Raw genomic sequence first — 24,416 nt, 5'->3', positions numbered from 1 at the left:
CCTATAAAATTAAAAAGAACTCTAACCACAAAGGCTAGAGTCCTTTAAGTTTTTTCATTAAGCTTCTTGAGCTACTGGATACACGCTAACTTTTTTACGGTCGCGTCCTAAACGCTCAAACTTTACAACACCATCTGTTTTTGCAAATAGTGTATCATCACCACCACGGCCAACATTTTCTCCCGGATAGATCTTTGTTCCGCGTTGACGGTAAAGAATAGATCCACCTGAAACAAATTGTCCATCAGCACGCTTCGCACCTAAGCGCTTTGCTTCTGAGTCACGACCGTTTTTTGTACTACCTTGACCTTTTTTCGTCGCGAAAAACTGTAAATCTAGACGTAGCATTGGTTCGCACCTCCTTATTTTTCGTAGATGGATATATAGGAACCATAATCACGTTCAATGGTCTCCAAAGACACCAACATACCCTCAAGTATGATTGCTGTTTTCTTCTGAATTTCATCTGTTAAGCCTTCAGGAAGTTCCATTCTTAAGTACCCGCCTTCATTACCAGCTTGCTCAATGATTGGATCAATATCACAAAGCTTAATAATAGCATTGACAGAACCAAATGAAACGGCTGAGACACCAGCGCAGACTAAATCATATCCTTCAGACACACTGTTTGCATGACCACTCAGTTCAAAACCATATATATTGCCATCACTACGGTAAACTGTCACTTTTATCATTCTGTACTAACCTTACGCATTAATTTTTTCAATTGTAAGTTTGGTATACGGCTGACGATGACCTTGTTTACGATGGTAGTTTTTCTTTGGCTTATATTTGAAAACAGTTACTTTCTTCTGACGGCCTTGCTTCTCAACTTTAGCAGTTACTGAAGCACCATCAACGTACGGAGAGCCGACTTTTACATCTTCTCCTCCAACAACAAGCACTTTATCGAAAGTTACTGAATCCCCAGCAAATCCATCAAGTTTTTCTACAAAGATAGCTTGGCCTTCTTCAACTTTCACTTGCTTACCACCAGTTTCAATAATAGCGTACATACTATATGCACCTCCTCTAAGACTAAGACTCGCCATACAGGTGCTATAATTATAGCTTAATAACCTGTTCTGTGCGGTTGTAGTAACGGGTGCTACTACAAATAACGGATTAATATTACCATAAATTAAAAAACTTTGTCAATAGCGTCGCTAGAAATTCTAGATACTTGCTCATTTATCAAAGCAATACTACCCGCCAATTTTACACGGTACGACTCAATCCCTTTCGCTTTTACCATATACACTTCCTGTCCAACTTTCTCTTTTACATTTTTTATGGATATGGATTGAAAAAAAACTTGGTAAAGTTTAGGATTTATCTCTATAAGCATTGCTTCTACATTACTTCCACGATAGCTTAACAGCTCCCTCTCTAATAAATAAGCTTCCGTAATCCTTGAAAATTTTTGTTTACTCTGGTCTTTATCCAATAATAAATTAGGCAATGTATCCAATTCTCGTTTCCTTGTCATCTCAAGTAAGCCAAGCTTTGTAAATCCATATATTTCAGATCGGATAGGGTCATTGGCGAATGCCTTTTTTAAAGTTGCAATAATATTCTTTCGATGGCTTTCCATTTTCATGCTAATAAAGTCAATGATAATAATGCCTGATAGATTCCTTAATCTGACTTGTTTCGCTATTTCAACGGCTGCGTGTATATTCGCTTTTGCAAGGGTCTGTTCTTTGTTTGACCTTCCTGCAAAAGTAGCAGTATTTACATCGATAATCGTCATTGCTTCTGTTTGCTCAATAATAATTTCTACCCCTTTAGAAGTGACGACCTTTGGAGCAACTACCTCCTCCATTAACCGATATATGCTATATGGCAATTGTTTTTCAATATCATTCAGCCACTTAACTTTTTCTTTAACATTTGGATAAGTTTTTCGAACGTAATTAGCAAGTGATAAATCATCGATATAAATGGTCTTAATCAATGATGGAGGAAATTTACGTACGATTCGATCCGGAACTGTTTTATCCTCTAAAAGGCAACAAGGGACTTTCTTACTTTTATTTTGTTTTTCGAGTTCTTGCCAACGTGTTCGAAGGCTAATGAATTCTTGTTCAACTTCCTTCTCAGGACGATTTTTTGCAGATGTTCGAATAATTGCTCCCTCTTGTAAAATCTTTATTCGACTCACATACGTACTTAAACGACCACGGTCATCATCTGATAGCTTCCGTGATGCTGCAACATAATTACCAAATGGCAAATATATAATATCTATCCCAGGAATCGTGATATTCGCTGTTAAACGTGGCCCTTTCTCACCATAGGCATCTTTAATAATTTGAACAACGATTGTCTGTCCTTCTGTTATCAGTGATTCGATAGGTGGATTGCTATCATCTCGAGCACTTGGTATTTCCTTCTTCTGCAAAAAACCAAGCTTCTCATTACCTATATCAATAAAAGCTGCTTGCAATCCCTTTTCAATTGAATTTACTTTCCCAAAATAAATATTTCCGACCTGATTCCTTACACCAGGCCGGTCAATCACTAATTCCTTTATTTGCTTTTCTTCTTCTATAATCGCAACACGTTCCGTTGTTTGAGATTGGATATAAATGGAAACCATCTTTCATCACTCTTTTCTAATACCGTAACCGTGTCATTTCCCCTACAGTGATTTCGTACTGCTTCAAACGAAAGTATGTACGCAAACAATCTTCCTCATCAATTTTTAAAGACCGACTATTCCAATTGTCTTTCACATGAATGTCATGACGATAATTCCGTCTGAAATAAGCAAAAACTTTTCGAAGCGGAAGATCTGGATGAACCACGATCGGGCTAACTCTTTTTATTTCTTTAAGATATATTTGTCTATTCAATAAAAAGCGAATAAACGTATAATACCTTCGTTTCCATTCTAGTCTATTTTCCCATAAGATAAAACCCAGTAGCAGTAATGTACTCATAGAATAGGTATAAAAAAGAAAAAATAAACTAGTTGTACACAACAAGCAAAGAACGGAACAGATTATCATAGCTGAATGTGCGGTTTTATAAGGGAGAAACGATGATAAAAAAAGCATTAGAAGTTTACCACCGTCTAATGGCCATATTGGCAATAAGTTAAAAATCAGAATGGTTATATTGAATTGTAATGCTAATTCAGTAATGGAGGGGGATAGAAAGCCGGTTCCTGCACAATAAAGTAGAAGAAAGTGAATCCAAATATGCTGAACTGGTCCCGCCAATGTAATGAGAAGCTCTTGTTTCATAGGCTTACTTGTATGTTCTTCTGTTTCCATGACCCCTCCAAAAATCCAAAGATTAATTCTCCTTATTCTCCATCTGAAATATCTAGCAACTACATAATGGCCAAATTCATGAAACATAACAATTAAAAAAATAAAACTTAATTCAACAAATGTCCCTGTCAATATGGATATAAGAATAAAAAAGCCTAAGACTGGATGTATATATAAAGGTGGTAATAGCTTAAGGACGCTCATCAACTTGCATCACCTTTACTGGATCAAGATATTGATTGTCCTTTTCAATAGCAAAATAAACATTACTAGCATTAGCTTCTGACGGTTCAAATTCACCGATAATAGCATTGCTTGCTACAAACTGATAGTGATGTACATGAATAGATGATAAATTTCCATAAATTGTTTTACTCCGATCTGGATGTTGAATAACAACTGTTTTATTTGTTTTGGAATCATTCCCAGCAAAAATTACCGTACCTTGTTCTACAGCGGTAACTTTCGTTGCCCCTTCTGCCTTTATCATTATTCCTTCACCATTCATTTCAAATGACTGACTAACTGTACCATTGACCGGTAGTGTTGCTGGATTCTCGCTATTTTGTCCGTTGTTAGGAGTAAGTGCTAATGTTGATCCAAATTTCTTTTGATACCATGCGTTCACAGTAGCAAACGGAAACTCTTCCGTTAATGCATTGCTTGTCCATTGTTTTGGTGTATTTAGCCATTCTCCTTCCATACGCATGAATATAGCTACACCAAAAAAAAGGACTGCTGCTAAGATGCTCTTCATTAAAAAGGATGCAACAAATGTATCCTTCATGCTTTTGCTAGAACTTACCGATTCGGAAATAGGCATATAGCCGTGCTTCTCTTCGTCTTGAGGAAAGACATGGTTAACGAAGCTCTTTTTGGGAACACTCATATTGCTTGTTAATGATTTTTCTCTTTTTCTTTTTGCAATACTTTTTCGTACCTTATAAATGTCTCTTCTCATATACACTTCACTTTCCTTCACGTTATATTTGTACAAGTCTATGAAGTAAAAATGAAAGATATTCAAAGAAACATAAGAAAGTAGATAGAGAATAATTGAAGTTTTGATATGTCCAATTGTTTTACTTATACTTTCAACCAACAAAACTTCTAAATTCTAAAAGTGTAATAGAAAAACCTCCTTTTCTTGAAGGAGGCTTTTTATAACTTATCTATTATGACTTCATACCAAAAAACTTTTTCACCCTCGAGAACATTCCCTTTTCGTCTTCCAATGATAATAACGGAACTGATTCGCCTAGGATTCTCCTAGCTATATTTCGATATGCTATCGATGCTCTTGTATTTGGTTGAAAAGCTACTGGCTCTCCATGATTGGAGGCCTTTATGACTTCATCATCATCCGCGACAATTCCAAGCAATTCTACTGAAAGTATTTGAACGATCTCATCTACATCTAGCATATCCCCGTTTTTTACCATATGATTTCGAATTCTATTAACAATCAAATGCGGCGGATCAACGTCCTCTTGTTCCAATAGCCCTATGATTCTATCAGCATCACGCACACTAGATTTCTCAGGAGTGGTTACAACAATAGCTTTATCTGCACCCGCAACAGCATTTTTGTAACCCTGCTCAATACCAGCTGGACAATCGATTAATATATAGTCGTAGTCTTGTTTTAATTCGGAAATTATTTCTTCCATACCTTCTGGGGTAACTTCCGATTTATCACTTGTTTGAGCAGCTGGCAAAAGATACAAGCATTCAAATCGCTTGTCTTTAATAAGCGCTTGATTAAGCTTACACCGCTTTTTAACAACATCAACAATATCATAAATAATTCGGTTTTCAAGGCCCATTACTACATCTAAATTTCGGAGACCAATATCTGTGTCAATTAAGCAAACTTTCTTCTCTAATAATGCTAGGGCTGTTCCTAAATTAGCTGTTGTTGTTGTTTTTCCAACCCCACCTTTACCAGAAGTAATAACAATTGCCTCACCCATTTAAAATTCTCCTTTCAAACCCGTTTAAATCCGGTCGTTTTTGTGAAAGAACCTGAAGTCGGTCAATAACTATTTTAGACTTTTCTTCATCAATTAAGCCGCATTCCATGTACACACCATCTGACTCATAATCTGGAGAACGGCTAATCATATCAGCAATACGGAGTTGACTTGGTTGCATATAGGAAGCAACAATAACTGATTCTCTATTCCCATAAAACCCAGCATGAGCAACGCCGCGCAGACTACCTAATACAAAAATATTCCCACTCGCCATTATTTTCCCACCTGGGTTCACATCTCCAATTAATAAAAGGTCCCCTTTTACTTCAAACACTTGCCCCGAACGGACAATTTTATTAATAACTTTAATATCACTTTCCTCTTTCCACTTGAGTGCTTGTTCCTTCGTTATTACATTAGATTCAATGGATTGTACAACTAACTTATTTTTTTTCCGGATAATTTCTTTCAATTCCTCTTCTTGATTTTTATGTAAATAACGATTACCCAATTGAACGGTAACCGTAATTAATGGATCATTTTTATCAGTATATTTTGTTGACAGCACTTGCTCTAATTCTTGTAATACCTCATCAAAGGAACACGAATCATCTATGTATAATGTAAGACCGTCTCGCGTCCCCTTTATTGTTATTAATTGCTTGTTGCCTATCACGATAGGTTCACCCCAAAAGATAAATTTCAACTCTTAATGATAGTGGATGTTTAAAATTTTCAAATACTATAACAGCGAATTAATCTTTAAATTGTTGGTAAGAGGAGGTTAAGCGGCCATCTCTTCGTTGGCTCGTTCTTCGCTGCCTCAACCTGCTTTTCTTCTAATTTACCGACTTTTTGAACACGCACTAATAAGTTATTTTTTGATATCAAATTGCTGTGACGACCATCTAATAAGTTTTCTTTTTATAAATGGATAAATAACTAAGAAAAATAGAACATTAGCAATAACAGTAGGAGCTAATCGATAAATAATATAGTTATTCCATAGCACATCATTTATTCCAATAAAGTAATAAATGATATAAATACCCAAATCTGCTAATCCCACTCCAATAATACATGACAAAAGGGCTACAAAAACATTCGTGTGCAATACTTTCCGGATGCCATGAATAAAGTATATGACTATGGCATAAATAAACATATAAACACCAATTACATTTGTGTATACTATATCTACTATTAAACCAAAAATGATTGCATATAGCACGGAATAATACGTGTCTTCAAAATCAAAAAAAATAGTAATCATAATTAAAAAAACAAATAACCAGTGTGGGATAATCATCCAATTACCAGCAACAAGGCTTCTCGGAAGAAAGTCGTAAGCGACTCCCTCTATTACAATAGTTAATAATAAGAAAAAGGGGAGATAGAACCGGTGCATTACTCTCCCCCCTCTTGGGATTGTCCATCTATCTCATCTGGCTGAGCGATTGATCGATCAACAACAATCACATGATTTAGTCGATTCAAATCAGCAGATGGTTGCACGTAAGCAATTTGTGTTAGTCCATATCTATCAGGTGATACTTCCTTTATTGTACCTATTTCTAGCCCTTTTGGAAATACCCCTCCTAAACCAGAAGATACGACGAGCTCTCCCTCTTTCAGTTTCGTATCGTATTCATTAAGCTCAAGCTCAAGCAATTCACTTTCTTCATCATAACCGACAATAAAACCGGGCACATCATCCTCAAGCTCCTCACTATTAACGTAAGCAGAGATACGGTTTGTACGATCAAAACCAGATAGCAATAAAACAGTCGAGGAAAACTGTGAAGCTGATTGTACTTTACCAATCATACCTTTTCCTGTAATAACAGCCATATTTGCCTCGACTCCATCCTGTTTGCCTCGATTGATTTTAACTTGCTGAAACCATTGTTCGGGTCCTCGTGCAATTACAGTGGATTGAATGGGACGAAAATCGGTGATTGATTCTGTTTTCTCTAAGATATTCCTAAGATCCTCATTGTCTTGGCGGAGTTCTTGTACTTCATAAATTAAATTTTTATATTCATTTAAACGTGACTTTAATATTTGATTTTCATCATAAGTATTACGTATATCATCGATATTGGAGAAAAAACTAGTTGTAAATTCTACCGGTACATGAACAATGCTTTGAAGCCACCCAACTGTATCATGCAAAAACTGTTCAAATGTAGACAAATCATCCCGATCTCTTAATGAGAATCCGATTAGTCCAACTAGGATGATAAAACCTATAAGGATGGTAAATAGTCGTTTTCTGCGAAAAAAAGACATCCAATTACACCTACTTATTCCATTGTAGAGCGTGACGATACATTAGGGTGAGATTTAAAGTGTTGAATATAATCCAATGATTTACCGGTCCCAATTGCAACACTATCGAGTGGCTCCTCTGCTACAAACACAGGCATTTTTGTCTCGTCACTTATTACTTGATCAAGATGTTTTAAAAGTGCGCCACCACCGGATAAAACGATCCCGCGATCCATGATGTCGGCTGCTAATTCTGGTGGGGTTCTTTCTAATGTCATTTTTACTGCTTCTACAATCGATGAAACAGTATCTTCTAGTGACACAGCAACCTCTTTAGCTGTAATCGTAATCGTTTTTGGTAAACCAGTTAATAAATCCCTTCCCCTGATGTCCATTTCTTCGTTTTGCTGTGGTTTTCCTGCTGATCCAATATCCATTTTAATGGACTCGGCGGAACGTTCCCCAATCATCAGATTATAATGTTTTCGAACATATTGAATAATCGAATCATCCATGTCATCCCCAGCTATTCGAATCGATTGACTTTTAACAATTCCACCTAAGGAAATGACAGCAACATCTGTCGTCCCTCCACCAATGTCCACAATCATACTTCCAGTTGGTTCCCAAACTGGTAATCCGGCTCCAATTGCCGCTGCAAAGGGTTCCGCGATCGGAAATGCTTCTTTTGCACCAGCCTGTTTTGTTGCATCCAGAACAGCACGCTCTTCCACCATGGTAATTCCAGACGGAACACAAACCATGACGTTTGGCCGCTTGGCAAAGGATGACCTATTTTTTTGAGCTTGTTTAATATAATATTTCATCATTGCAGCTGTTGTATCATAATCAGCAATAACTCCATCTTTCATCGGTCGAATGACAGATATATTTCCCGGTGTTCTTCCAATCATATTTTTGGCAGAACTACCCACTGCTTCAATCTCTCCAGTTGTTTTATTAGTAGCCACAACAGATGGTTCACGAACGACAATACCCTTCCCTTTAACAAAAACTAATGTATTTGCTGTACCTAAATCTATCCCTAAGTCTTGTGAAAAACTAAATCTTGCCAAAGAAATCTCCCTTTCCAAAAGCTATCTTAAATTTTCTATTGTTAATACCTATATGTTAGTGTTAGTTTTTCTATAACGTTTCCTATCATAACATACAAAAAAAGCCAACATTACTTTTTCTCTGCTAACATCCTTGTGTTTTTGCTTCGTCGAATTATGTAATGAGAATAAGCGCCACTTACAAGCAATTACCTTGTGAATGGCGCTAACAGCTTTGATAATAATTATACGAAAAAATGATGAAAATAGATAGTATTATAAATATCCTTTTTCTTTTAATGACACAAATTTGTGATCACCAATAACTAAATGATCTAATAATTCTATACCGATCATTTTACCACATTCAGATAATCGTTTTGTTACATGGATGTCCTCTTGTGATGGGGATGGATCTCCAGAGGGGTGATTGTGTGCGCATATAATAGAGGCTGCGGAGCGCTTAACTGCTTCACGAAATACTTCTCGTGGGTGGACGATTGAGGCATTAAGGCTGCCGATAAAGATCGTTTGCCTATGTATAATTTGATTCTTAGTGTTCAGAAACAGGCAAACAAAATGTTCTTGATTTAAGTTTCTCATTTCTTCCATAACATAATCTGCTCCATCTTCTGGGCTTCTTACAACATAGCGTTCATGGACTTTAAATTGATGCATTCGTTTTCCAAGTTCAATCGAAGCCAAGATAAGCACTCCTTTTACCGCACCAATTCCTTTAATTGCAGTCAACTCTTCAATCGTTGAGTCACGTAGTAAGCTCAAGCCTTCAAAATGCATTAACACTCGCTGGGCTAACGTGTTGACGGACTCTTCTTTTGTACCAGTTCCTAATAGGATGGCTAATAATTCTTGATTAGATAAATTGCTTGGGCCATACTCCAATAACCTTTCCCTTGGTCGATCTTGCTTTGGAACGTCCTTCATCGACATGTTGCCATTTGCCATATACATATCTCCTTTATCATTTTATTTAAAAAACGATGGATAAATATGAAACCGAATTAATTCTTGTACAACTCTTGATATTGGTAAACCAACTACATTGAAATAATCTCCTCTGATTTGTTTTACCAAAAATGCTCCTACTGATTGGATACCGTAACCCCCTGCCTTATCAAAGGGTTCTCCTGTGTTCATGTACTGTAATAATACTTGTTCAGGTACATTCCAAAATTCAACATTCGTAACCGTAGAAAAAATAACTTCTTCAGACAAGGATCGAATCATTACACCTGTATATACTTGATGTTCCTTGCCATTTAACATGTTTAACATCTGCAAAGCTTGGTCATCATTGTCCGGCTTTGTTAATACATTCCCCTCATAGCATACGACTGTGTCAGCACTAAGTACTACTTGTTTTTCCTTCAATGATATCGCTTGTCCTTTACGTTGGGCTAGACTTTCCACTAATGCCTTAGGGTCATCAGCTGTTACAAATGATTCATCAATATTTGTAGAACGAACAACAAAAGAAAAACCAACCTGTTCTAATAAATCTCTTCTTCTTGGTGAACCAGATGCCAAAACTAACTCCGCCATTCTTTTTCTCCTTTCATCTATTCGTTAATCCTTATTTTACTCATTATTAACTACTTCAACAACTTGACATTTTATTAGTATAGTGAACCTTTATATCATAAAAATTCTATTTTTCCTTAGTTATTTTTAAAAAGTTTATCTCACTCTACATAAAAAAAGAATAAGTAAGTAAACAACCTACTTATTCCTTTCCGATATTCGTATAGGCTTTCCACATATGCAGTAGTTGAATTTGTAACTGATTCATGCTGGCATCATCATTAACTACTTCAACAAATGCTTTTGCTTCTTCACTCAAACCTTGTAATAAGCTATTTTCTGTATCTGGTGTTTTTTCCAACCACTGCTCCCAAGTTGTAGCAAGTTCCGAATGACTGGAATCCTGATTGATTAAGCTTAAAGTGCTGTTCCAGTTCATTAGGAAACCTTCTAACCAATCAGCAGCACTAGACGAAACATCTACACTAAATCCATCTGTTTGCCAAGGTCTAATATAAAGTTCAAGATCAACATTAGACATTCCAGAGACCTTTTCATCCAGATAGACCTCGCTATCACTGATACCTGCAAAGATTCGGTACTCATCACCATTCTCCCAAATCATCGTTGGAATACCTACAGAATCGAAATGCTGTTGCCATACCTGTGCTTGATCCATTGATGAGAAAACACCACCTTGTACAATATATGCTTCCATCCCATCTAATGTAAGAGCAGTTGTTGAAGCAGAATTACCTGGATTGGATTCCTCTGTCGTTTGATTAGAAGCTTCATTTGTAGAAGTTACAGCCGGCGGGTTTATCTCTGTCGATTGCGCAGCCTCTACCCCTTCATTATCAATCCCAGCAAACATTCGAAGCATAATAAAACCTAATGATACACCAATTAGGGTCGCAGAAATAGCAGCAAAGCCAAAAACCTTAAATACTGGAGGTATCCTTTTATGAGACTTTATAGGTCTGTTCAGATTAAGCCATTCATCAATATCTCCAGAATTATGTTTTTTTTCGTATTCTACTAAATCGTCCGGCTCATAGCTATTTTCTATTGAAGCTGCTTGTTCTTGATAAGAAGACTCTAACGAATCATTTTTTTGCCCGTTATTACTAGGAATGGTTGATTCTTTTCCGTTCAACTTAATTGAAATTGTTTTATAGTTGTCCACTTGCTCCCCTCGCTTCTAATAGAGTTTATTCAACTCTATCACAGCATGTCTAAAAAGTAAGACGAGGTTTGTCAAATGGTATTTGCTAGATTACAACAAATAATTCCATTCTTCCTATCTTAATTGAATCTTTCCAACGGTACTGTTTTCTGAGCAGGTTCTTCGTAATCAATAACAGGTGCTTCCTCTAGTAACTTTTCAAAAGATGGATTGTAATAAGCAGAGAAACTGACACTATAGGTCATTATATTATTAGAACCTGATCCAAACTGAAAGCTGTGAATATTTATAATTCTTTCTAATTGATCTAACTCTGTTAAAAAAGCACGAAAACGACGATAGTCCGGAGCTGTAACTTCTAATTCAAATCCTACTTTTTTCAATTGATCGGAAATGAGCATATCATCACTGTTTTTATCAGTTATTGTCGAACTATTATTGTCTATGACAAAATTAGTGATTATATTATTTGTCTTATCTTCTATATTACTTAACTCGACTAATAATTGATCAATCGCTTTTTTCACTGGCAACTGCCTTTGCAGATTTGTAGACGTAGATATAGCATTTTCTTCCGTTTTTTGTTCATCCAGTAAACGTTTTTGTATTTCTAGCTGTGTCGTTAAATTATCAGCTTCTTTTTTAACTGGTAGCACATGATAATAGTAACCATAGCTAAATAAAAGCAACGTAAAAATAACGATACCTATTAATAGATAAAGAGGCTGTTTTCGTGACATTTTAGTTTGCCTCCTTTATCCAACTTTGATTATTAATTGTGATTATGTAGGAAGCAATATAAACATTCTGATTAGACGCTTCTTGTCTTCCTTGAATTGAAGCTACGTCCACATTGGTTATATAAGCCTCTCTTTCCAGTGCAGAGGTATAAGCAGCTATTTCCATCAAATCATTCGCTTTCACAACAATTTCTAGCCCGGTACTAGCATCAAATGTGTAGCTCTCAAAATAACCGGTTGCAGGTAATAAAGCAACCATGCGGTCTAACAAAGTAGTTGAAGGGAATACTTGTGAACGAAGTTGATCAACCTGCTGACTGAATTGTTGTCGTAAACGATCAAGGTCATTTGCACTTTGATCATTTGTTGTTTGTTGAACAGTGGCATCCAGTTGCTGTTGAAGGTCATTTCTTTGCTGAACAGCTGATTCATATTGAATATATAAAAGGGTTGCGGCTGACAATATAAGAAAAAGACAGGCTATTCCTAAAAAACTAGGAACGATTTGCTTATTTTTTTCCTTTTGCAAAAAGTTTATTTCTACTACCATCTTCTTTTCTCCTCATCACAAGCTTTTTAATACTTTTTGATTGCCAAGCCTACGACATCTGCATATTTTCCTGGTGCATGAAACCTTTCCTCATACAATGCCATATATTCAATACTCCCAGTAAAACGTTCCGATAATAAAGCCTTTACTCGTTCCAAATAAGGATAATCCCCAGACAATAAGACCTTTGTAATTTGATCATTACCATGCATGACTGAATATTGATAAAAATCCATAAACCGTTCAACCTTCGTTAGCTGTTCTTCTTCATATGCTTCTAATGAGATTTTTTTATCTGACCAGATAAGCTCGTTTTCCTGAACATCCCATGTCCATCCCCCTGCATCTAAAGAAGATTTAATATACCTAGTAAAAACTGGCTTATTTTGATTAAATGCTGTTAATACGATAGAATCCTTATCCCATTGAACAGATAAAAGATGCTCTTTCGCAGACGGTAAATCCAATGTAAAATACAACCGAAAGATCGACAACGAAGAAATGTCTGCCACAATTGGCTTTAGGCCAAGATTAACAAAGAGGTTGACATAGGATTCTAATCGTTCCTTTGGATAAGCAAAAAGAAGAATTTTCGTTTGTTCATCTTCTTCCCCGATAATCTCAAAATCAATGGCTGGGTTTGTAAACGGTAATCGAATACTTTCGTCTAACTCCATCATTATATACTGTTTGATTTCATCTTTCGTCAAACCTTTCGGAACCATTTGCTCTCGTATCGAAATTGCAGCATCCGGAACACAAAAATATAGTGGTTTGTTTTTCCATTTTTTGTCCCTTATTAAACGGTCTAATACGGCATTAAATGCTTTCTCATTAATAATTTTTCCGTCTTCAATAATGTTTTCCTGAAAAAACCTTTCTCCATAATCAATCACGTCATCAAAGGAGGAGCCAGTTGAAACTACATACCGAATCACTTGATCCTTAATAATTAGATTCACGTGTTTTTTCATCCTAGTAATCAATGATGTCACCTACTTTAGAAAAAAATTGAAAGATACCAATCAATCACCTTGTCGCCAAAAAAATAAGCCACAATGGTTCCTATTACAATATAAGGACCAAACGGAATTGCTTTTTTTCGATCCACCAGTTTAACTCCTACTAAAATCCCACTAACAATTGCACCAATTAGTGTTGCTAAGAAAAAGGCTACCAATACTTTAGATATTCCCAACACAATCCCAAGTAATCCGAATAGCTTCATATCTCCACCGCCCATACCACCACGGCTAACGATAATAATTATTGCCAAAAGTCCAAACCCAACGACCGCTCCAAACACACTTGACCACCACGGGTCTAAAGGCTCAATAAAACGAAGAATTATAAAAAGTGGCAGGAAAAAAAGTAAGATTTTATCTGGAATCAACATATATTTAGTATCTGATACTACAATAATAGACAATAATGACAGGAGTAGCAATGATAGAAGTAATTCTATTTGAAAGCCAAAATGCAAAAAGCTGTACGCAAATAGGACACCTGTCATAAACTCAATGATTGGGTAAATACTAGAAATATGACGTTTACAGTGGCGACACCTTCCGAATTGGAGGATAAAGGAGAGAATTGGGATTAGTTCATACCATCGAAGTGTATGGGAGCAGTGAGGGCAGTACGAACGTTGTGATTGAAAGAGCTGTTTGTTTGGGACTCGCAAGCCGACAACATTAAAAAAGGAACCGAATACCGTTCCAGTCACAAAAAAATAGATAAGATAGAAAGTTTGCATAAGTTATTCTCCTGTTTATATGTATAGAGACCCCTGCAAGAGGGATCTCCATAATTTAATCATTAACATAAGTATACTCATTATCATCGATTTCAACATAATCAGCATCATCACTGTAAGCATCTGTATCATCAACGTCTAAATAACCTTCATTTTTGAGAGTGGAGATCAAAAATCCATTCTCAGAACCATCTCCCACGTCATCCAAATCTACCTCACCTTGAATATGCGCTAACCTCGCAGCCTCAATTACCATCTCTTCGTCGATTTCCTCTGCATCTTCTCTAGCATTATCAATCACATTTCCAATACTCGGTACAGCAATTGCAACAATAATTCCTAAAATCGTAATAACTGCCAATAACTCTACTAACGTGAAACCTTTTTGTTCCTTGAACTTGTTCATTATTTTTTTAATCAACAACTTCTAACTCCCCCTCATACATTTATATATTTTGAATATTTTGGTAAATTACAAAAAAAGACTCACTATATGTAATAGCCAGCCGGTTGCACTACTTGCTCCCAACCACCTAAGTGCCCACATACAGATGGAAGATCGTTGCTCTCTGTTTTATATATTATATTAATATCGTACTCTATATTACTATTCTTTGTCTACTACTTTTATACTAGATTTTAATTAAAACGTATCAAATACAGCGAATAAAGGTAATATTATTGCTAGAACTATTGAACCAACAACTACCGCTATAAAAATAATTAATAAGGGCTCAATCAGCGTTTTTAATTTTTCAGCAGCATTGTCCAGTTCCATCTCATAAAAGTTTGCCACCTTATGAAGCATTTCATCTAGTTCACCAGTCTGCTCTCCTACTGCAATCATTTCTGTAACCATCGCTGGAAATACCCAATGCTTTTTCATTGGAATGGCCATAGACTCTCCTTCTTCTAACGACAACTGACTTTTCTGTAATACATGTTTTATCACACTGCTATCAACTACGTTTTCCGTAATCTTCACCGCTTCAACAATAGGTACAGAGCTGTGCAGCAAAGAACTTAATGTCCGAGTCATTCGTGCCAAAGCTGCTTTTTTCACCATATTACCAAAAAGAGGAATTTTCATTTTGATAGAATCTAAACGATACGCATAATTAGGTTTAGTAGCGAGGTATTTATTAAGAACAACAAATCCTACAAATAATAATGGAATCATCCACCAAAAATACTGTAAAAAACTGCTAATACGAAGTACAAATGCTGTATATAAAGGAATTTCTTCTCCAATGGAAACAAACATGTTTACAAATGTCGGTACAACAAATGCTAATAAATAAATGGTGATAAATAACGAGACGATCCCAACTACCATTGGATAAGTAAGTGCAGTAATAACTTTTTGCCGTTGTTCGTATTGCTTTTCATAATAATCTGCCATATTCTCTAAAATCTCATCTAAATTACCGCTAACTTCTCCTGCATGAACCATATTAACGAGAAGTTCAGGAAAAATAGATGGGTACTTTTTCATTGATTCAGATAATGATTGTCCTGCCTCTAATTGGTCAATAACCCCAGTTAATGCATGTTTTAAATGTTTATTTTCGGTTTGATCTTCTAAAATCGTTGCAGATTCCACTAAGGAAATACCAGCATCAACCAGTGTGGCGAATTGCCTAAGAAATATAATAAAATCTCGCTTTTTTACTTTGTTTCCTAATTGAATCCCTAGGTTGATTTCCTTATAAAGCACGCTATTTAATTCACGAATATCAAATACAACAATTCCATCACGTTTTAACTGGGAAATGGCATCTCTTTCTGTTTCAGCTTTCAGCTTCCCAACCTTTCGTTTTCCACTATTATTTCTTCCCTTATAACGAAAATATGCCATACTAATCACCCTTTCGTATATAAGGAATTGCATGATCCTCTGTAATGATACCATTTTGTAATAACTGTTTAATATCCATTGCCATCGTATGCATCCCGTGATCCTTTGAACTTTGCATAAATGTGGGGATTTGATGCATTTTTTCATTACGAATTAAATTTTTAATCGCGGTCGTATTACGTAATATTTCTGTTGCCGCTCTTCTTCCACAATAATCTGCTGTTTGAAAGAGGCGTTGTGAAATAATTGCTTGTAATACATTGGCTAATTGAATGCGAATTTGGCTTTTTTGATGGGACGGAAATACGTCTATGATTCGATCCATCGTCGAAGCTGCATCTGTCGTATGTAATGTCCCCAAAACTAAATGTCCTGTTTCTGCTGCTGTGATAGCAGTAGAAATTGTTTCTAAATCGCGCATTTCTCCTACTAAAATAACATCCGGATCTTGACGTAAGCATGCCCGTAATCCATTTGCGAAATTATGCGTATCAAAACCAACCTCCCGTTGGTCAATAACGCAATGTTGATGAGAATGTAGGTACTCAATTGGATCTTCTAATGTAATAATATGTCTCTTCATTGTTTTGTTCATATAATCAATCATTGCAGCAAGTGTTGTACTTTTCCCACTTCCGGTCGGGCCTGTCACAAGCACTAATCCTTGATTACTTTGTGCTATTTTTTTTAACGCTTCCGGCATATGTAAATCTTCCAAGCTAGGAATCTCCTTTGGGACTACACGAATGGCTAAAGAAATACAATTCCTTTGAAAAAAGGCATTGATACGAAAACGAGATAGTCCTGGAATGCTATACGAAAAATCCAGCTCTCTATTCTCTTCAAACTGGCTCCATTTATGATCAGGAATGACTGTCCTTGCCATTACCTCTGTGTCCTGTGGCGTCAACACGTTGTCTCCGTGTGTTTGTAAATCCCCATGAATACGAAACACAGGAGGAATGCCCACAGTCAAATGAATATCTGATGCAGACATACCAAATGCTTCTCGTACTAACCCTTCCAAATGATCCATCTTTTTATCCTCCTACATATCTGATGCTACTCTTAGTACTTCTTCAATTGTCGTCAACCCTTGTTTCACTTTTGCTAAACCGTCATCTACTAAAAATTTCAAGCCATTATTCCTAATATACTGACGAATTTCGGTTATTGATTGGTTATTCATCATCATTTGTCGAATATCATCATCTATAACAATTAATTCATGAATAGCCATTCTACTTTTGTATCCGGTATGCTGACAGCTATTACATCCTTTCCCATAAGCAATCTCGTTCAATTCAATGCTGTGCCTATTCAGCAGCTTCTTTTCCATGTCCGTAATTGATCTTGCCGTTTTACAATCTCGACAAATACACTTCACAAGCCGCTGTGCCATGATTGCGGATAAAGAAGATACAACTAAGTAAGGTTCGATATCCATATCAATTAGCCGTGGAATAGCAGCAACTGCACTATTCGTGTGGAGTGTGCTAAAAACTAAATGACCTGTTAAAGATGCTCTGATTGCAATTTCAGCAGTTTCTGTATCTCTGATTTCACCGACCATAATAATGTTAGGATCCTGACGTAAAATCGACCGTAACCCCGTTGCAAACGATAGTCCAACCGAGTTGTTCACTTGTACTTGGTTAATTCCATCTAATTGATATTCAACCGGATCTTCAATCGTCATAATGTTAACTTCTTCCCTATTTAAATGATTAATAGAAGCATATAATGTTGAAGTTTTTCCTGATCCAGTTGGTCCTGTCAATAAAATTAATCCAGATGGTTGCTCAATAAGCTTTACATATTTTTCATAATTATCTTCACTAAAATCTAGCTGGAGTAAGCTTTTCAACACATTTTCCAAATCTAAAATTCGGATAACAATCTTTTCTCCAAATACAGTTGGTAATGTAGCTATTCTCAAATCTACTGGAACTTGATCAATCGTTGTTCGAATACGCCCATCCTGCGGGAGTCTCGTTTTAGTAATATCTAAATCGGCAAGTATTTTAACTCTTGCTGTTAACGAATTTTGCATATCTTTTGGAATTGCTCGCTCAGTACGCAAGATCCCGTCCACTCGGTATCGAATAAGGATATTGGTATCATTTGGATCAATATGAATATCACTCGCTTTTAACGTCACACCTGTTTGTAGTAATTGATCGATAATTCTTATTGCAGGCGCATCATCTTCTTCGGAAGTGGCAATCGTTTCCGTTTCCATATCATTAATGTTGTAGTACCTGTTAATTGCTTGGAGTATATCATCTTTAGTGGCAATCACAGGAGAAATTTGAAACCCAGTTGATAATTCCAGATGATCAATTGCATAATAATCCATTGGATCTCGCATCGCAACCGTAATGGTATTGTCCTGCTGAGAAACAGGAATTAGCAAATTCTTTCTAGCAAATTCTTTTGGTACAAGTTTCACTAATGCTGCATCAATAGGATAACGATAAAGCGCTACACTAGGTATTCCCAATTGGAATTCCAGGACCTCGATTAGCTGTTGTTCTGTTATAAGCCCTCTGTCTAATAATGCATCCCCTAATTTTTGTCCCTCTTTTTTCTTCTGTAACGTTTCCTCTATTTGTTCTTCCGTAATGAAGCCAGATTCTTTTAATAAGTCACCTAATTTTTTTCTTCTTTGCACCAGTATCCCCTCATTCCACTTTCACTAGTAGCTGTTCGTTTCACTTAATTTTTCATCGATTGCTTCCTTGTTTCGACCTTATTGTTTGGAAACCAACCGGATGCGGTTCTAAAGAATCAAGGACAAAAGCATTAAATAGAAATAAAAATTGCATAACATAAGAAAATCATGGGAAAATCCGACCATTTGTTAGTTCAAACATATCATAATTTCAATCAACTCACAAAATAAGTTCGAACTACTTGAATAAAATTTAAGGATCCTGTAACACATAAAATAGCTTCATCATCACCGTTTTTAATATACTCCTGTAGAAAGTTCTCCCATGAAGGTATTATTCTCTTAACATTATGATGAGACAATTGATACAATGCCTCTGCCCTTTCAGCTCTTGGATGATGAAAGCTAGTGTACATCACTTTATCAAACACTTCATCCATTCTTTTAATCATCGGATCTAAAGGCTTATCCTTGAATGCCGCAAATAAAAGTAACTTTTTGTGATTCGGATAGTATTCGTTTATCGTCTGAATCATTGTAATTACACCTTCTAAATTGTGGGCACCATCAAGAATGACTGTAGGTTTTCTACTAATTACTTCGAACCTTCCAGGATGAGAGGTACGATAAAGACCGTGTTGAATGTTCTTGATACTTATAGTCAATCCTCGTTCCTTTAAAATGATCAGAGCCATACATGCTAGCGATGCATTGATTACTTGATGTTTCCCTTTCATTGTCAAAGATATAGGAATTGAATAGTTATTGGAATGAAAAAGAAACGACTCTTCCATTTCTGCATTTAATTGAGTACATTTGACTGAAAAATCCTTTTGATATTGAATGACTGGTGCAGCCTTGTCGTCCGCCTCAGCTTTTATAATAGCCATTGTCTCTGATTTAGTTTCACCGACTACTAACGGTACATCTTTCTTGATGATTCCTGCTTTATGTTTTGCGATTTCTTCATATGAATTTCCTAGGAACTCTACGTGGTCCAGTCCAATATTAGTAATGATTGTTAGGATGGGATTGATAAAGTTTGTGCAATCTTCTCTTCCACCCATGGCAGCTTCAAAAAGAACAATATCTACTTTTTCATAATAGAAATGAAGGGTTGCCATCATAACTAGAATTTCAAATTCTGACGGAGGATTATTTTTTTGATCTAGCAAATCAATGATTGGTTTCATTAAATTCACTAAGTGAACAATCGAATAACTATCGATAGACTGTTGATTAATTTGGAAATGATCTTGTAAAAGGGCATGAGGTGAAGTGAAGGCCCCTACCTTATAGCCACTATCCTTTAAGACCTGACTTAAGAAAGCTAGCGTAGAACCCTTCCCATTTGTTCCAGCAATATGTATGAATGTAAGTTTTTTATCAGGCTGCCCAAAATAATCAAGCATTGCTTCTATACGTGACAAACCTGGTTTTATTCCAAGTTGCCTCCTTGACTGGAGAAAATTATACACTTCTTGAATGGTTTCCATTTTCATCGTTTATCTACCTCTTAACAGAAAGAATTAATAGCTTAGAATAATGTAAATACTTTTATCACAGTTGTCCATGTTTCACCGTTATTTCCATTTCATTATACACTTGCTAAAATAGATTAGAAACATGCACTAGATTTTACTCCTACAGCTAATTGCATTTATTTTTACAGGAAATAAAACTATCGTTCAGAAAGGATAATATATAATGTACGGATGGGTCATTTACAATGGGCACTTACCAGGAGACACGTTTATAAATTTTGCTAAATGGATAAGAAATGCGGGCTTGGAAAAAGGAATTACAATCGACATCGTTAAAAATAATTCACTGTTTGCTGAGCTTTCTAAAAATAAAAATCAACTGATCCGAACTGTGTTACTGAAAAATCCAGATTTTGTTATTTTTAACGACAAGGATATTCCTTTAGCGAGACAATTAGAAGCTATGAATATTCCTGTGTTTAATTCTTCTTCCGTCATTGAAATATGCGATAACAAAATAGATACGTACCAACGATTAGTTCAGCATAAGCTTCCAATTCCAAAATCCTTTATTTCACCAAAAATATTTCCAGGTGTAGAAGAAATAGACATGGAAAGCTTTCTTATGCTCGAACAGCAGCTAGACTATCCTTTTGTTATCAAAGAGGCATACGGTTCTTTTGGTGAGCAGGTGTATTTGATTAAAAACACAGAGGAGTTTACAAAAAAACTAAATGAAATAAAAGAAAAGCCTTTCGTTATTCAAGAGTTTATTTCTACAAGCGTTGGTAGAGATGTTCGGCTGAATGTTGTTGGAAAACGGGTAGTTGCCTCCATTTTGCGGAAAGCTAATAATGATTTCCGGGCTAATGTGCAGGCGGGTGGAACGACAGAACAATATACCCCCACTAAACAGCAATGTGAGTTAGCGATAGAAGCAGTATCAGCAATCGGTGCAGATTTTGCTGGGGTCGATTTATTGTTTGGAAAAAATGGTGATCCTATCATTTGCGAGGTTAATTCGAATCCCCATATCCAAGGAACCTATCGTGCAACTGGTATAAACGTGGCAGAACATATCATTGATTATATCGAAGAAAAACTCCGATAAAGCAGAATACGAGGCTGTCCCCTTTGCTTTTGGGACAGCCTCGTATTTAACATTTACTTTTAGAGGATGTTCAAAAAGTCCGGCCACGAACTTCTATTTGAACACATACTACTACGATTGTAACTCTTTTATTCTTGCCTCAACCTTTGCTCGCTTATCCAAGTAATCTTTTTCTTTTTGTCGTTCTTCTTCTACCACTTTCTCCGGAGCTTTCTTCACGAATCCTTCGTTTGATAATTTTTTTTGTACACGGTTAACCTCTTTTGACCATTTTTCTAATTCATTATTTAGTCGTTCAATTTCTTTATCAACATCAATTAGACCTTCAAGAGGAAGGTAAATTTCAGCACCTGTAATAACAGCAGACATTGCTTTTTCTGGCGCAACAACATCAGTCGCAATTGTCAGTGTACTCGGATTACAGAACTTTTCTAAATAATGACGATTTTCGCTCAACTGTTCAACAACCTTATCGTCCTTTGCTTGAATCAGTAATTGAATCTGTTTAGACATTGGTGTATTAACTTCTGCCCTAATATTACGTACGGATCGAATAATTTCAACAAGGCGCTTCATTTCTTCAGCCGCTTCTGAATCATGCAGGTCCTGTCTTATTTTTGGCCATTCTGCTCTTGTTATCGAACTTCCTTCATGTGGTAGCTGCTGCCAAATTTCTTCTGTTACAAATGGCATAAACGGGTGAAGCATACGCATAATGTTATCTAATACATAAGCTAATACAGATCGGGTCGTATGCTTCTCGTCCTCATTTTCTCCGTATAAAGGTAGTTTAGCCATTTCGATATACCAATCACAAAACTCATCCCAAATAAAATTGTACAAGTGTCTTCCTGCTTCACCGAACTCATATTTATCAACGTTTTTATTTACCTGCTCTATCGTTTCATTTAATCTGGTTAAAATCCATTTATCTGCAACAGATTTCTTACCAGATAAATCGATGCTTTCTTTATTTAAATCACCTAGATTCATTAACACGAACCTGGATGCGTTCCAAATTTTATTAATGAAGTTCCAGGTTGACTCAACCTTTTCCCATTGGAATCTAAGGTCTTGGCCTGGAGTAGAGCCTGTTGATAGAAAATACCTTAAGGAATCAGCACCGTATTTCTCGATAACCTCCATCGGATCCACACCGTTACCGAGTGATTTACTCATTTTTCGACCTTCTGCGTCTCGAACCAATCCATGGATTAAAACATCTTTAAATGGACGTTGATCATTAAACTCAATCGATTGGAAGATCATTCGTGCAACCCAGAAAAAGATAATGTCATAGCCAGTAACCAATACATTGGTTGGGAAGAAATGCTTAAAGTCTTCATCGTCTGTATTTGGCCAATTTAACGTTGAGAAAGGCCATAAGGCAGATGAGAACCATGTATCTAACACATCATCATCCTGTACCCAGTTTTCTATGTCTGAAGGTGCCTCTTTCCCTACATAAACTTCACCAGTCTCTTTATGATACCAAGCTGGAATACGATGACCCCACCATAATTGACGAGAAATACACCAGTCGCGAATGTTTTCCATCCAATGTAAATAGGTTCGTTCAAAACGATCTGGAACAAAGTTTACTTTTTCTTCCTCAGACTGTTTTTGTAAATCCACTGCTGCATCTGCCAATGGCTGCATGTTCACAAACCATTGGGTAGAAAGATACGGTTCTACAACGGCGCCGCTACGCTCGGAATGGCCAACGGAATGCATGTGTTCTTCAATTTTGAAAAGAACTCCCTCATCCTGTAAATCTTTAACAATTTGCTTTCGACAATCAAAACGGTCCATCCCTTGATATTTATCAGCATTTTCATTCATCGTTCCGTCTTCGTTCATAACTAATACCCGTTCAAGGTTATGACGATTTCCAATTTCAAAATCGTTTGGATCATGAGCAGGTGTAATTTTAACAGCACCAGAACCAAACTCCATATCTACATAATCATCAGCAACGATTTCTATTTTACGACCAACGATTGGCAAAATTACCTTTTTACCAATTAATTTCTTGTATCGATCATCATCTGGATGTACTGCAACGGCTGTATCTCCAAGCATCGTTTCTGGACGAGTGGTTGCCACCTCTATATGACCAGAGCCATCTTCTAATGGATATTTCATATGATAAAAGTGACCCTGTACCTCTTCATAAACTACTTCTATATCAGATAAGGCCGTTTTCGTTGCCGGATCCCAGTTGATAATATATTCACCACGATAAATTAAGTCTTTTTCGTAAAGCTTTACAAATACTTCACGTACCGCATCTGATAATCCCTCGTCCAATGTAAAGCGTTCCCTGGAATAATCCACACCTAATCCTAATTTAGACCATTGTTCTCGAATAAAGCTAGCATACTCTTCCTTCCAATCCCATGCTTTTTCAAGGAACTTTTCTCTTCCAAGATCATGCCTGCTTTGTCCTTGTTCACGGAGCTTTGCTTCCACTTTCGCTTGTGTTGCTATTCCTGCATGATCCATCCCTGGCAAATACAGCACATCATAGCCCTGCATACGTTTTATTCTTGTAATAATGTCCTGCAATGTTGTATCCCAAGCGTGCCCGATATGAAGTTTTCCAGTAACATTCGGTGGTGGAATTACGATAGTAAATGGCTCTTTTTCCTTGTCACCACTCGCTTCAAAATACTTTCCATCCACCCAAAATGTATAACGATCCTTTTCCACTGCAGTAGGATCATACTTGGGCGGTAATGATACCTCTTTATTTTCCTCCATCTAAAATCCTCCTTTATCTATACCATGGTTATCTCCATTTTTGCCATTAAAAAAACCTCTTCATCCAAAAAGGACGAAAAGGATTATTTCCGTGGTACCACCTTCATTTGCAGAATAAGAATCCATTCTCCATCTCATCTGCACACTCATGAACATAACGGCATTTAAC

At 36.5% G+C, this 24,416-nt stretch carries 25 protein-coding genes, 1 riboswitch and 2 other annotated features (1 of these 28 cut by a window edge); of the genes, 1 reads left to right on the top strand and 24 read right to left on the bottom strand.

What is annotated here, in order from left to right; all coding sequences use genetic code 11:
• Window positions 1-57: 57 nt before the first annotated feature.
• The 23 genes from rpmA to JOC48_RS12295 all read right to left on the bottom strand — a co-directional run bounded on the left by rpmA (window position 58) and on the right by JOC48_RS12295 (window position 20,391).
• Complete coding sequence (rpmA, locus tag JOC48_RS12405) at window positions 58-348, bottom strand: 50S ribosomal protein L27 (protein ID WP_204500155.1); 291 nt, start codon at window positions 346-348, stop codon at window positions 58-60.
• A 14-nt stretch (window positions 349-362) separates the two neighbouring features.
• Window positions 363-695, bottom strand: a complete 333-nt coding sequence (locus tag JOC48_RS12400) for a ribosomal-processing cysteine protease Prp (protein WP_204500154.1) — start codon at window positions 693-695, stop codon at window positions 363-365.
• Between the two features lie 12 nt (window positions 696-707).
• Entirely contained in the window at window positions 708-1,016 is a 309-nt protein-coding gene (gene rplU, locus JOC48_RS12395; RefSeq protein WP_204500171.1) for a 50S ribosomal protein L21, read from the bottom strand.
• A 15-nt stretch (window positions 1,017-1,031) separates the two neighbouring features.
• Window positions 1,032-1,105 (bottom strand) — a sequence feature (ribosomal protein L21 leader region).
• Window positions 1,106-1,141: 36 nt separating this feature from the next.
• Window positions 1,142-2,602, bottom strand: coding sequence for an Rne/Rng family ribonuclease (locus JOC48_RS12390; protein WP_204500153.1), 1,461 nt, complete (start codon window positions 2,600-2,602; stop codon window positions 1,142-1,144).
• Window positions 2,603-2,618: 16 nt separating this feature from the next.
• Window positions 2,619-3,485: a M50 family metallopeptidase gene (locus JOC48_RS12385; protein ID WP_204500152.1), complete on the bottom strand. Its 867-nt coding sequence runs from the start codon at window positions 3,483-3,485 to the stop codon at window positions 2,619-2,621.
• Entirely contained in the window at window positions 3,472-4,242 is a 771-nt protein-coding gene (locus JOC48_RS12380; RefSeq protein WP_204500151.1) for a M23 family metallopeptidase, read from the bottom strand. The genes JOC48_RS12385 and JOC48_RS12380 overlap by 14 nt, the downstream gene beginning before the upstream one ends.
• A 214-nt stretch (window positions 4,243-4,456) precedes the next feature.
• Window positions 4,457-5,254 (bottom strand): septum site-determining protein MinD, encoded by a 798-nt coding sequence (minD, locus tag JOC48_RS12375; RefSeq protein WP_204500150.1) that lies wholly within the window; start codon window positions 5,252-5,254, stop codon window positions 4,457-4,459.
• Window positions 5,247-5,933: a septum site-determining protein MinC gene (gene minC / locus JOC48_RS12370; RefSeq protein ID WP_204500148.1), complete on the bottom strand. Its 687-nt coding sequence runs from the start codon at window positions 5,931-5,933 to the stop codon at window positions 5,247-5,249. The genes minD and minC overlap by 8 nt, the downstream gene beginning before the upstream one ends.
• Before the next feature lie 198 nt (window positions 5,934-6,131).
• Window positions 6,132-6,665 carry a rod shape-determining protein MreD gene (mreD, locus tag JOC48_RS12365; RefSeq protein ID WP_204500147.1) on the bottom strand — a complete coding sequence of 178 codons (534 nt, stop codon included), beginning with the start codon at window positions 6,663-6,665 and terminating at the stop codon, window positions 6,132-6,134.
• The gene (mreC, locus tag JOC48_RS12360) at window positions 6,665-7,549 is read right to left on the bottom strand and encodes a rod shape-determining protein MreC (protein WP_204500146.1); all 885 of its coding nucleotides are present in this window, start codon (window positions 7,547-7,549) and stop codon (window positions 6,665-6,667) included. Before mreC ends, mreD begins: the two co-directional genes overlap by 1 nt.
• Before the next feature lie 14 nt (window positions 7,550-7,563).
• Entirely contained in the window at window positions 7,564-8,604 is a 1,041-nt protein-coding gene (locus JOC48_RS12355; protein ID WP_204500144.1) for a rod shape-determining protein, read from the bottom strand.
• A gap of 255 nt (window positions 8,605-8,859) precedes the next feature.
• A complete protein-coding gene (radC, locus tag JOC48_RS12350; RefSeq protein ID WP_204500143.1) occupies window positions 8,860-9,549 on the bottom strand; it encodes a RadC family protein in 690 nt (229 codons plus the stop codon).
• A gap of 21 nt (window positions 9,550-9,570) precedes the next feature.
• A complete protein-coding gene (locus JOC48_RS12345) occupies window positions 9,571-10,146 on the bottom strand; it encodes a Maf family protein (RefSeq protein ID WP_204500142.1) in 576 nt (191 codons plus the stop codon).
• 181 nt (window positions 10,147-10,327) lie between these two features.
• On the bottom strand, window positions 10,328-11,311 hold the full coding sequence (locus JOC48_RS12340) for a hypothetical protein (protein ID WP_204500140.1): 984 nt from the start codon (window positions 11,309-11,311) through the stop codon (window positions 10,328-10,330).
• A gap of 119 nt (window positions 11,312-11,430) precedes the next feature.
• Window positions 11,431-12,051 (bottom strand): type 4a pilus biogenesis protein PilO, encoded by a 621-nt coding sequence (gene pilO / locus JOC48_RS12335; protein ID WP_204500138.1) that lies wholly within the window; start codon window positions 12,049-12,051, stop codon window positions 11,431-11,433.
• Between the two features lies 1 nt (window position 12,052).
• Window positions 12,053-12,601 (bottom strand): PilN domain-containing protein, encoded by a 549-nt coding sequence (locus JOC48_RS12330; protein ID WP_204500136.1) that lies wholly within the window; start codon window positions 12,599-12,601, stop codon window positions 12,053-12,055.
• Between the two features lie 26 nt (window positions 12,602-12,627).
• Window positions 12,628-13,563, bottom strand: a complete 936-nt coding sequence (pilM, locus tag JOC48_RS12325) for a pilus assembly protein PilM (RefSeq protein WP_204500133.1) — start codon at window positions 13,561-13,563, stop codon at window positions 12,628-12,630.
• A 38-nt stretch (window positions 13,564-13,601) separates the two neighbouring features.
• Window positions 13,602-14,357 carry a prepilin peptidase gene (locus JOC48_RS12320; protein ID WP_204500131.1) on the bottom strand — a complete coding sequence of 252 codons (756 nt, stop codon included), beginning with the start codon at window positions 14,355-14,357 and terminating at the stop codon, window positions 13,602-13,604.
• A 55-nt stretch (window positions 14,358-14,412) separates the two neighbouring features.
• On the bottom strand, window positions 14,413-14,778 hold the full coding sequence (locus tag JOC48_RS12315) for a competence type IV pilus major pilin ComGC (protein ID WP_239584342.1): 366 nt from the start codon (window positions 14,776-14,778) through the stop codon (window positions 14,413-14,415).
• A gap of 74 nt (window positions 14,779-14,852) precedes the next feature.
• A riboswitch (cyclic di-GMP riboswitch) is annotated at window positions 14,853-14,937 on the bottom strand.
• A gap of 63 nt (window positions 14,938-15,000) precedes the next feature.
• Complete coding sequence (locus JOC48_RS12310) at window positions 15,001-16,215, bottom strand: type II secretion system F family protein (protein ID WP_204500129.1); 1,215 nt, start codon at window positions 16,213-16,215, stop codon at window positions 15,001-15,003.
• 1 nt (window position 16,216) lies between these two features.
• Complete coding sequence (locus JOC48_RS12305) at window positions 16,217-17,251, bottom strand: type IV pilus twitching motility protein PilT (protein ID WP_204500127.1); 1,035 nt, start codon at window positions 17,249-17,251, stop codon at window positions 16,217-16,219.
• Window positions 17,252-17,263: 12 nt separating this feature from the next.
• A complete protein-coding gene (locus JOC48_RS12300; protein ID WP_239584349.1) occupies window positions 17,264-18,892 on the bottom strand; it encodes a GspE/PulE family protein in 1,629 nt (542 codons plus the stop codon).
• A gap of 212 nt (window positions 18,893-19,104) precedes the next feature.
• Window positions 19,105-20,391 carry a bifunctional folylpolyglutamate synthase/dihydrofolate synthase gene (locus JOC48_RS12295; protein ID WP_204500122.1) on the bottom strand — a complete coding sequence of 429 codons (1,287 nt, stop codon included), beginning with the start codon at window positions 20,389-20,391 and terminating at the stop codon, window positions 19,105-19,107.
• 205 nt (window positions 20,392-20,596) lie between these two features.
• On the opposite strand from JOC48_RS12295, the gene JOC48_RS12290 reads away from it, so the two are divergent.
• Entirely contained in the window at window positions 20,597-21,484 is an 888-nt protein-coding gene (locus JOC48_RS12290; RefSeq protein ID WP_204500119.1) for an ATP-grasp domain-containing protein, read from the top strand.
• Between the two features lie 111 nt (window positions 21,485-21,595).
• Here JOC48_RS12290 and JOC48_RS12285 read toward each other — a convergent pair whose 3' ends face one another.
• Window positions 21,596-24,247, bottom strand: coding sequence for a valine--tRNA ligase (locus JOC48_RS12285; protein ID WP_204500117.1), 2,652 nt, complete (start codon window positions 24,245-24,247; stop codon window positions 21,596-21,598).
• Window positions 24,248-24,313: 66 nt separating this feature from the next.
• Window positions 24,314-24,416, bottom strand: a binding site (T-box leader); it runs 137 nt beyond the window's last position.

This window comes from Aquibacillus albus, from assembly GCF_016908325.1.
In the GTDB taxonomy this organism is placed as follows: Bacteria; Bacillota; Bacilli; order Bacillales; family Amphibacillaceae; genus Aquibacillus_A; species Aquibacillus_A albus.
Note: the sequence above shows the minus strand (reverse complement) of the source record. Positions and strands in the feature narration are given on the sequence as shown.

What these genes read in the sequence shown, in the direction of transcription:
- rpmA (WP_204500155.1), bottom strand. Translation starts at nt 348, where the DNA reads ATGCTACGTCTAGATTTACAGTTTTTCGCGACGAAAAAAGGTCAAGGT.
- JOC48_RS12400 (WP_204500154.1), bottom strand. Translation starts at nt 695, where the DNA reads ATGATAAAAGTGACAGTTTACCGTAGTGATGGCAATATATATGGTTTT.
- rplU (WP_204500171.1), bottom strand. Translation starts at nt 1,016, where the DNA reads ATGTACGCTATTATTGAAACTGGTGGTAAGCAAGTGAAAGTTGAAGAA.
- JOC48_RS12390 (WP_204500153.1), bottom strand. Translation starts at nt 2,602, where the DNA reads ATGGTTTCCATTTATATCCAATCTCAAACAACGGAACGTGTTGCGATT.
- JOC48_RS12385 (WP_204500152.1), bottom strand. Translation starts at nt 3,485, where the DNA reads ATGAGCGTCCTTAAGCTATTACCACCTTTATATATACATCCAGTCTTA.
- JOC48_RS12380 (WP_204500151.1), bottom strand. Translation starts at nt 4,242, where the DNA reads ATGAGAAGAGACATTTATAAGGTACGAAAAAGTATTGCAAAAAGAAAA.
- minD (WP_204500150.1), bottom strand. Translation starts at nt 5,254, where the DNA reads ATGGGTGAGGCAATTGTTATTACTTCTGGTAAAGGTGGGGTTGGAAAA.
- mreD (WP_204500147.1), bottom strand. Translation starts at nt 6,665, where the DNA reads ATGCACCGGTTCTATCTCCCCTTTTTCTTATTATTAACTATTGTAATA.
- mreC (WP_204500146.1), bottom strand. Translation starts at nt 7,549, where the DNA reads ATGTCTTTTTTTCGCAGAAAACGACTATTTACCATCCTTATAGGTTTT.
- radC (WP_204500143.1), bottom strand. Translation starts at nt 9,549, where the DNA reads ATGGCAAATGGCAACATGTCGATGAAGGACGTTCCAAAGCAAGATCGA.
- JOC48_RS12345 (WP_204500142.1), bottom strand. Translation starts at nt 10,146, where the DNA reads ATGGCGGAGTTAGTTTTGGCATCTGGTTCACCAAGAAGAAGAGATTTA.
- pilO (WP_204500138.1), bottom strand. Translation starts at nt 12,051, where the DNA reads ATGTCACGAAAACAGCCTCTTTATCTATTAATAGGTATCGTTATTTTT.
- JOC48_RS12330 (WP_204500136.1), bottom strand. Translation starts at nt 12,601, where the DNA reads ATGGTAGTAGAAATAAACTTTTTGCAAAAGGAAAAAAATAAGCAAATC.
- JOC48_RS12320 (WP_204500131.1), bottom strand. Translation starts at nt 14,357, where the DNA reads ATGCAAACTTTCTATCTTATCTATTTTTTTGTGACTGGAACGGTATTC.
- JOC48_RS12310 (WP_204500129.1), bottom strand. Translation starts at nt 16,215, where the DNA reads ATGGCATATTTTCGTTATAAGGGAAGAAATAATAGTGGAAAACGAAAG.
- JOC48_RS12305 (WP_204500127.1), bottom strand. Translation starts at nt 17,251, where the DNA reads ATGGATCATTTGGAAGGGTTAGTACGAGAAGCATTTGGTATGTCTGCA.
- JOC48_RS12295 (WP_204500122.1), bottom strand. Translation starts at nt 20,391, where the DNA reads ATGAAAATGGAAACCATTCAAGAAGTGTATAATTTTCTCCAGTCAAGG.
- JOC48_RS12290 (WP_204500119.1), top strand. Translation starts at nt 20,597, where the DNA reads ATGTACGGATGGGTCATTTACAATGGGCACTTACCAGGAGACACGTTT.
- JOC48_RS12285 (WP_204500117.1), bottom strand. Translation starts at nt 24,247, where the DNA reads ATGGAGGAAAATAAAGAGGTATCATTACCGCCCAAGTATGATCCTACT.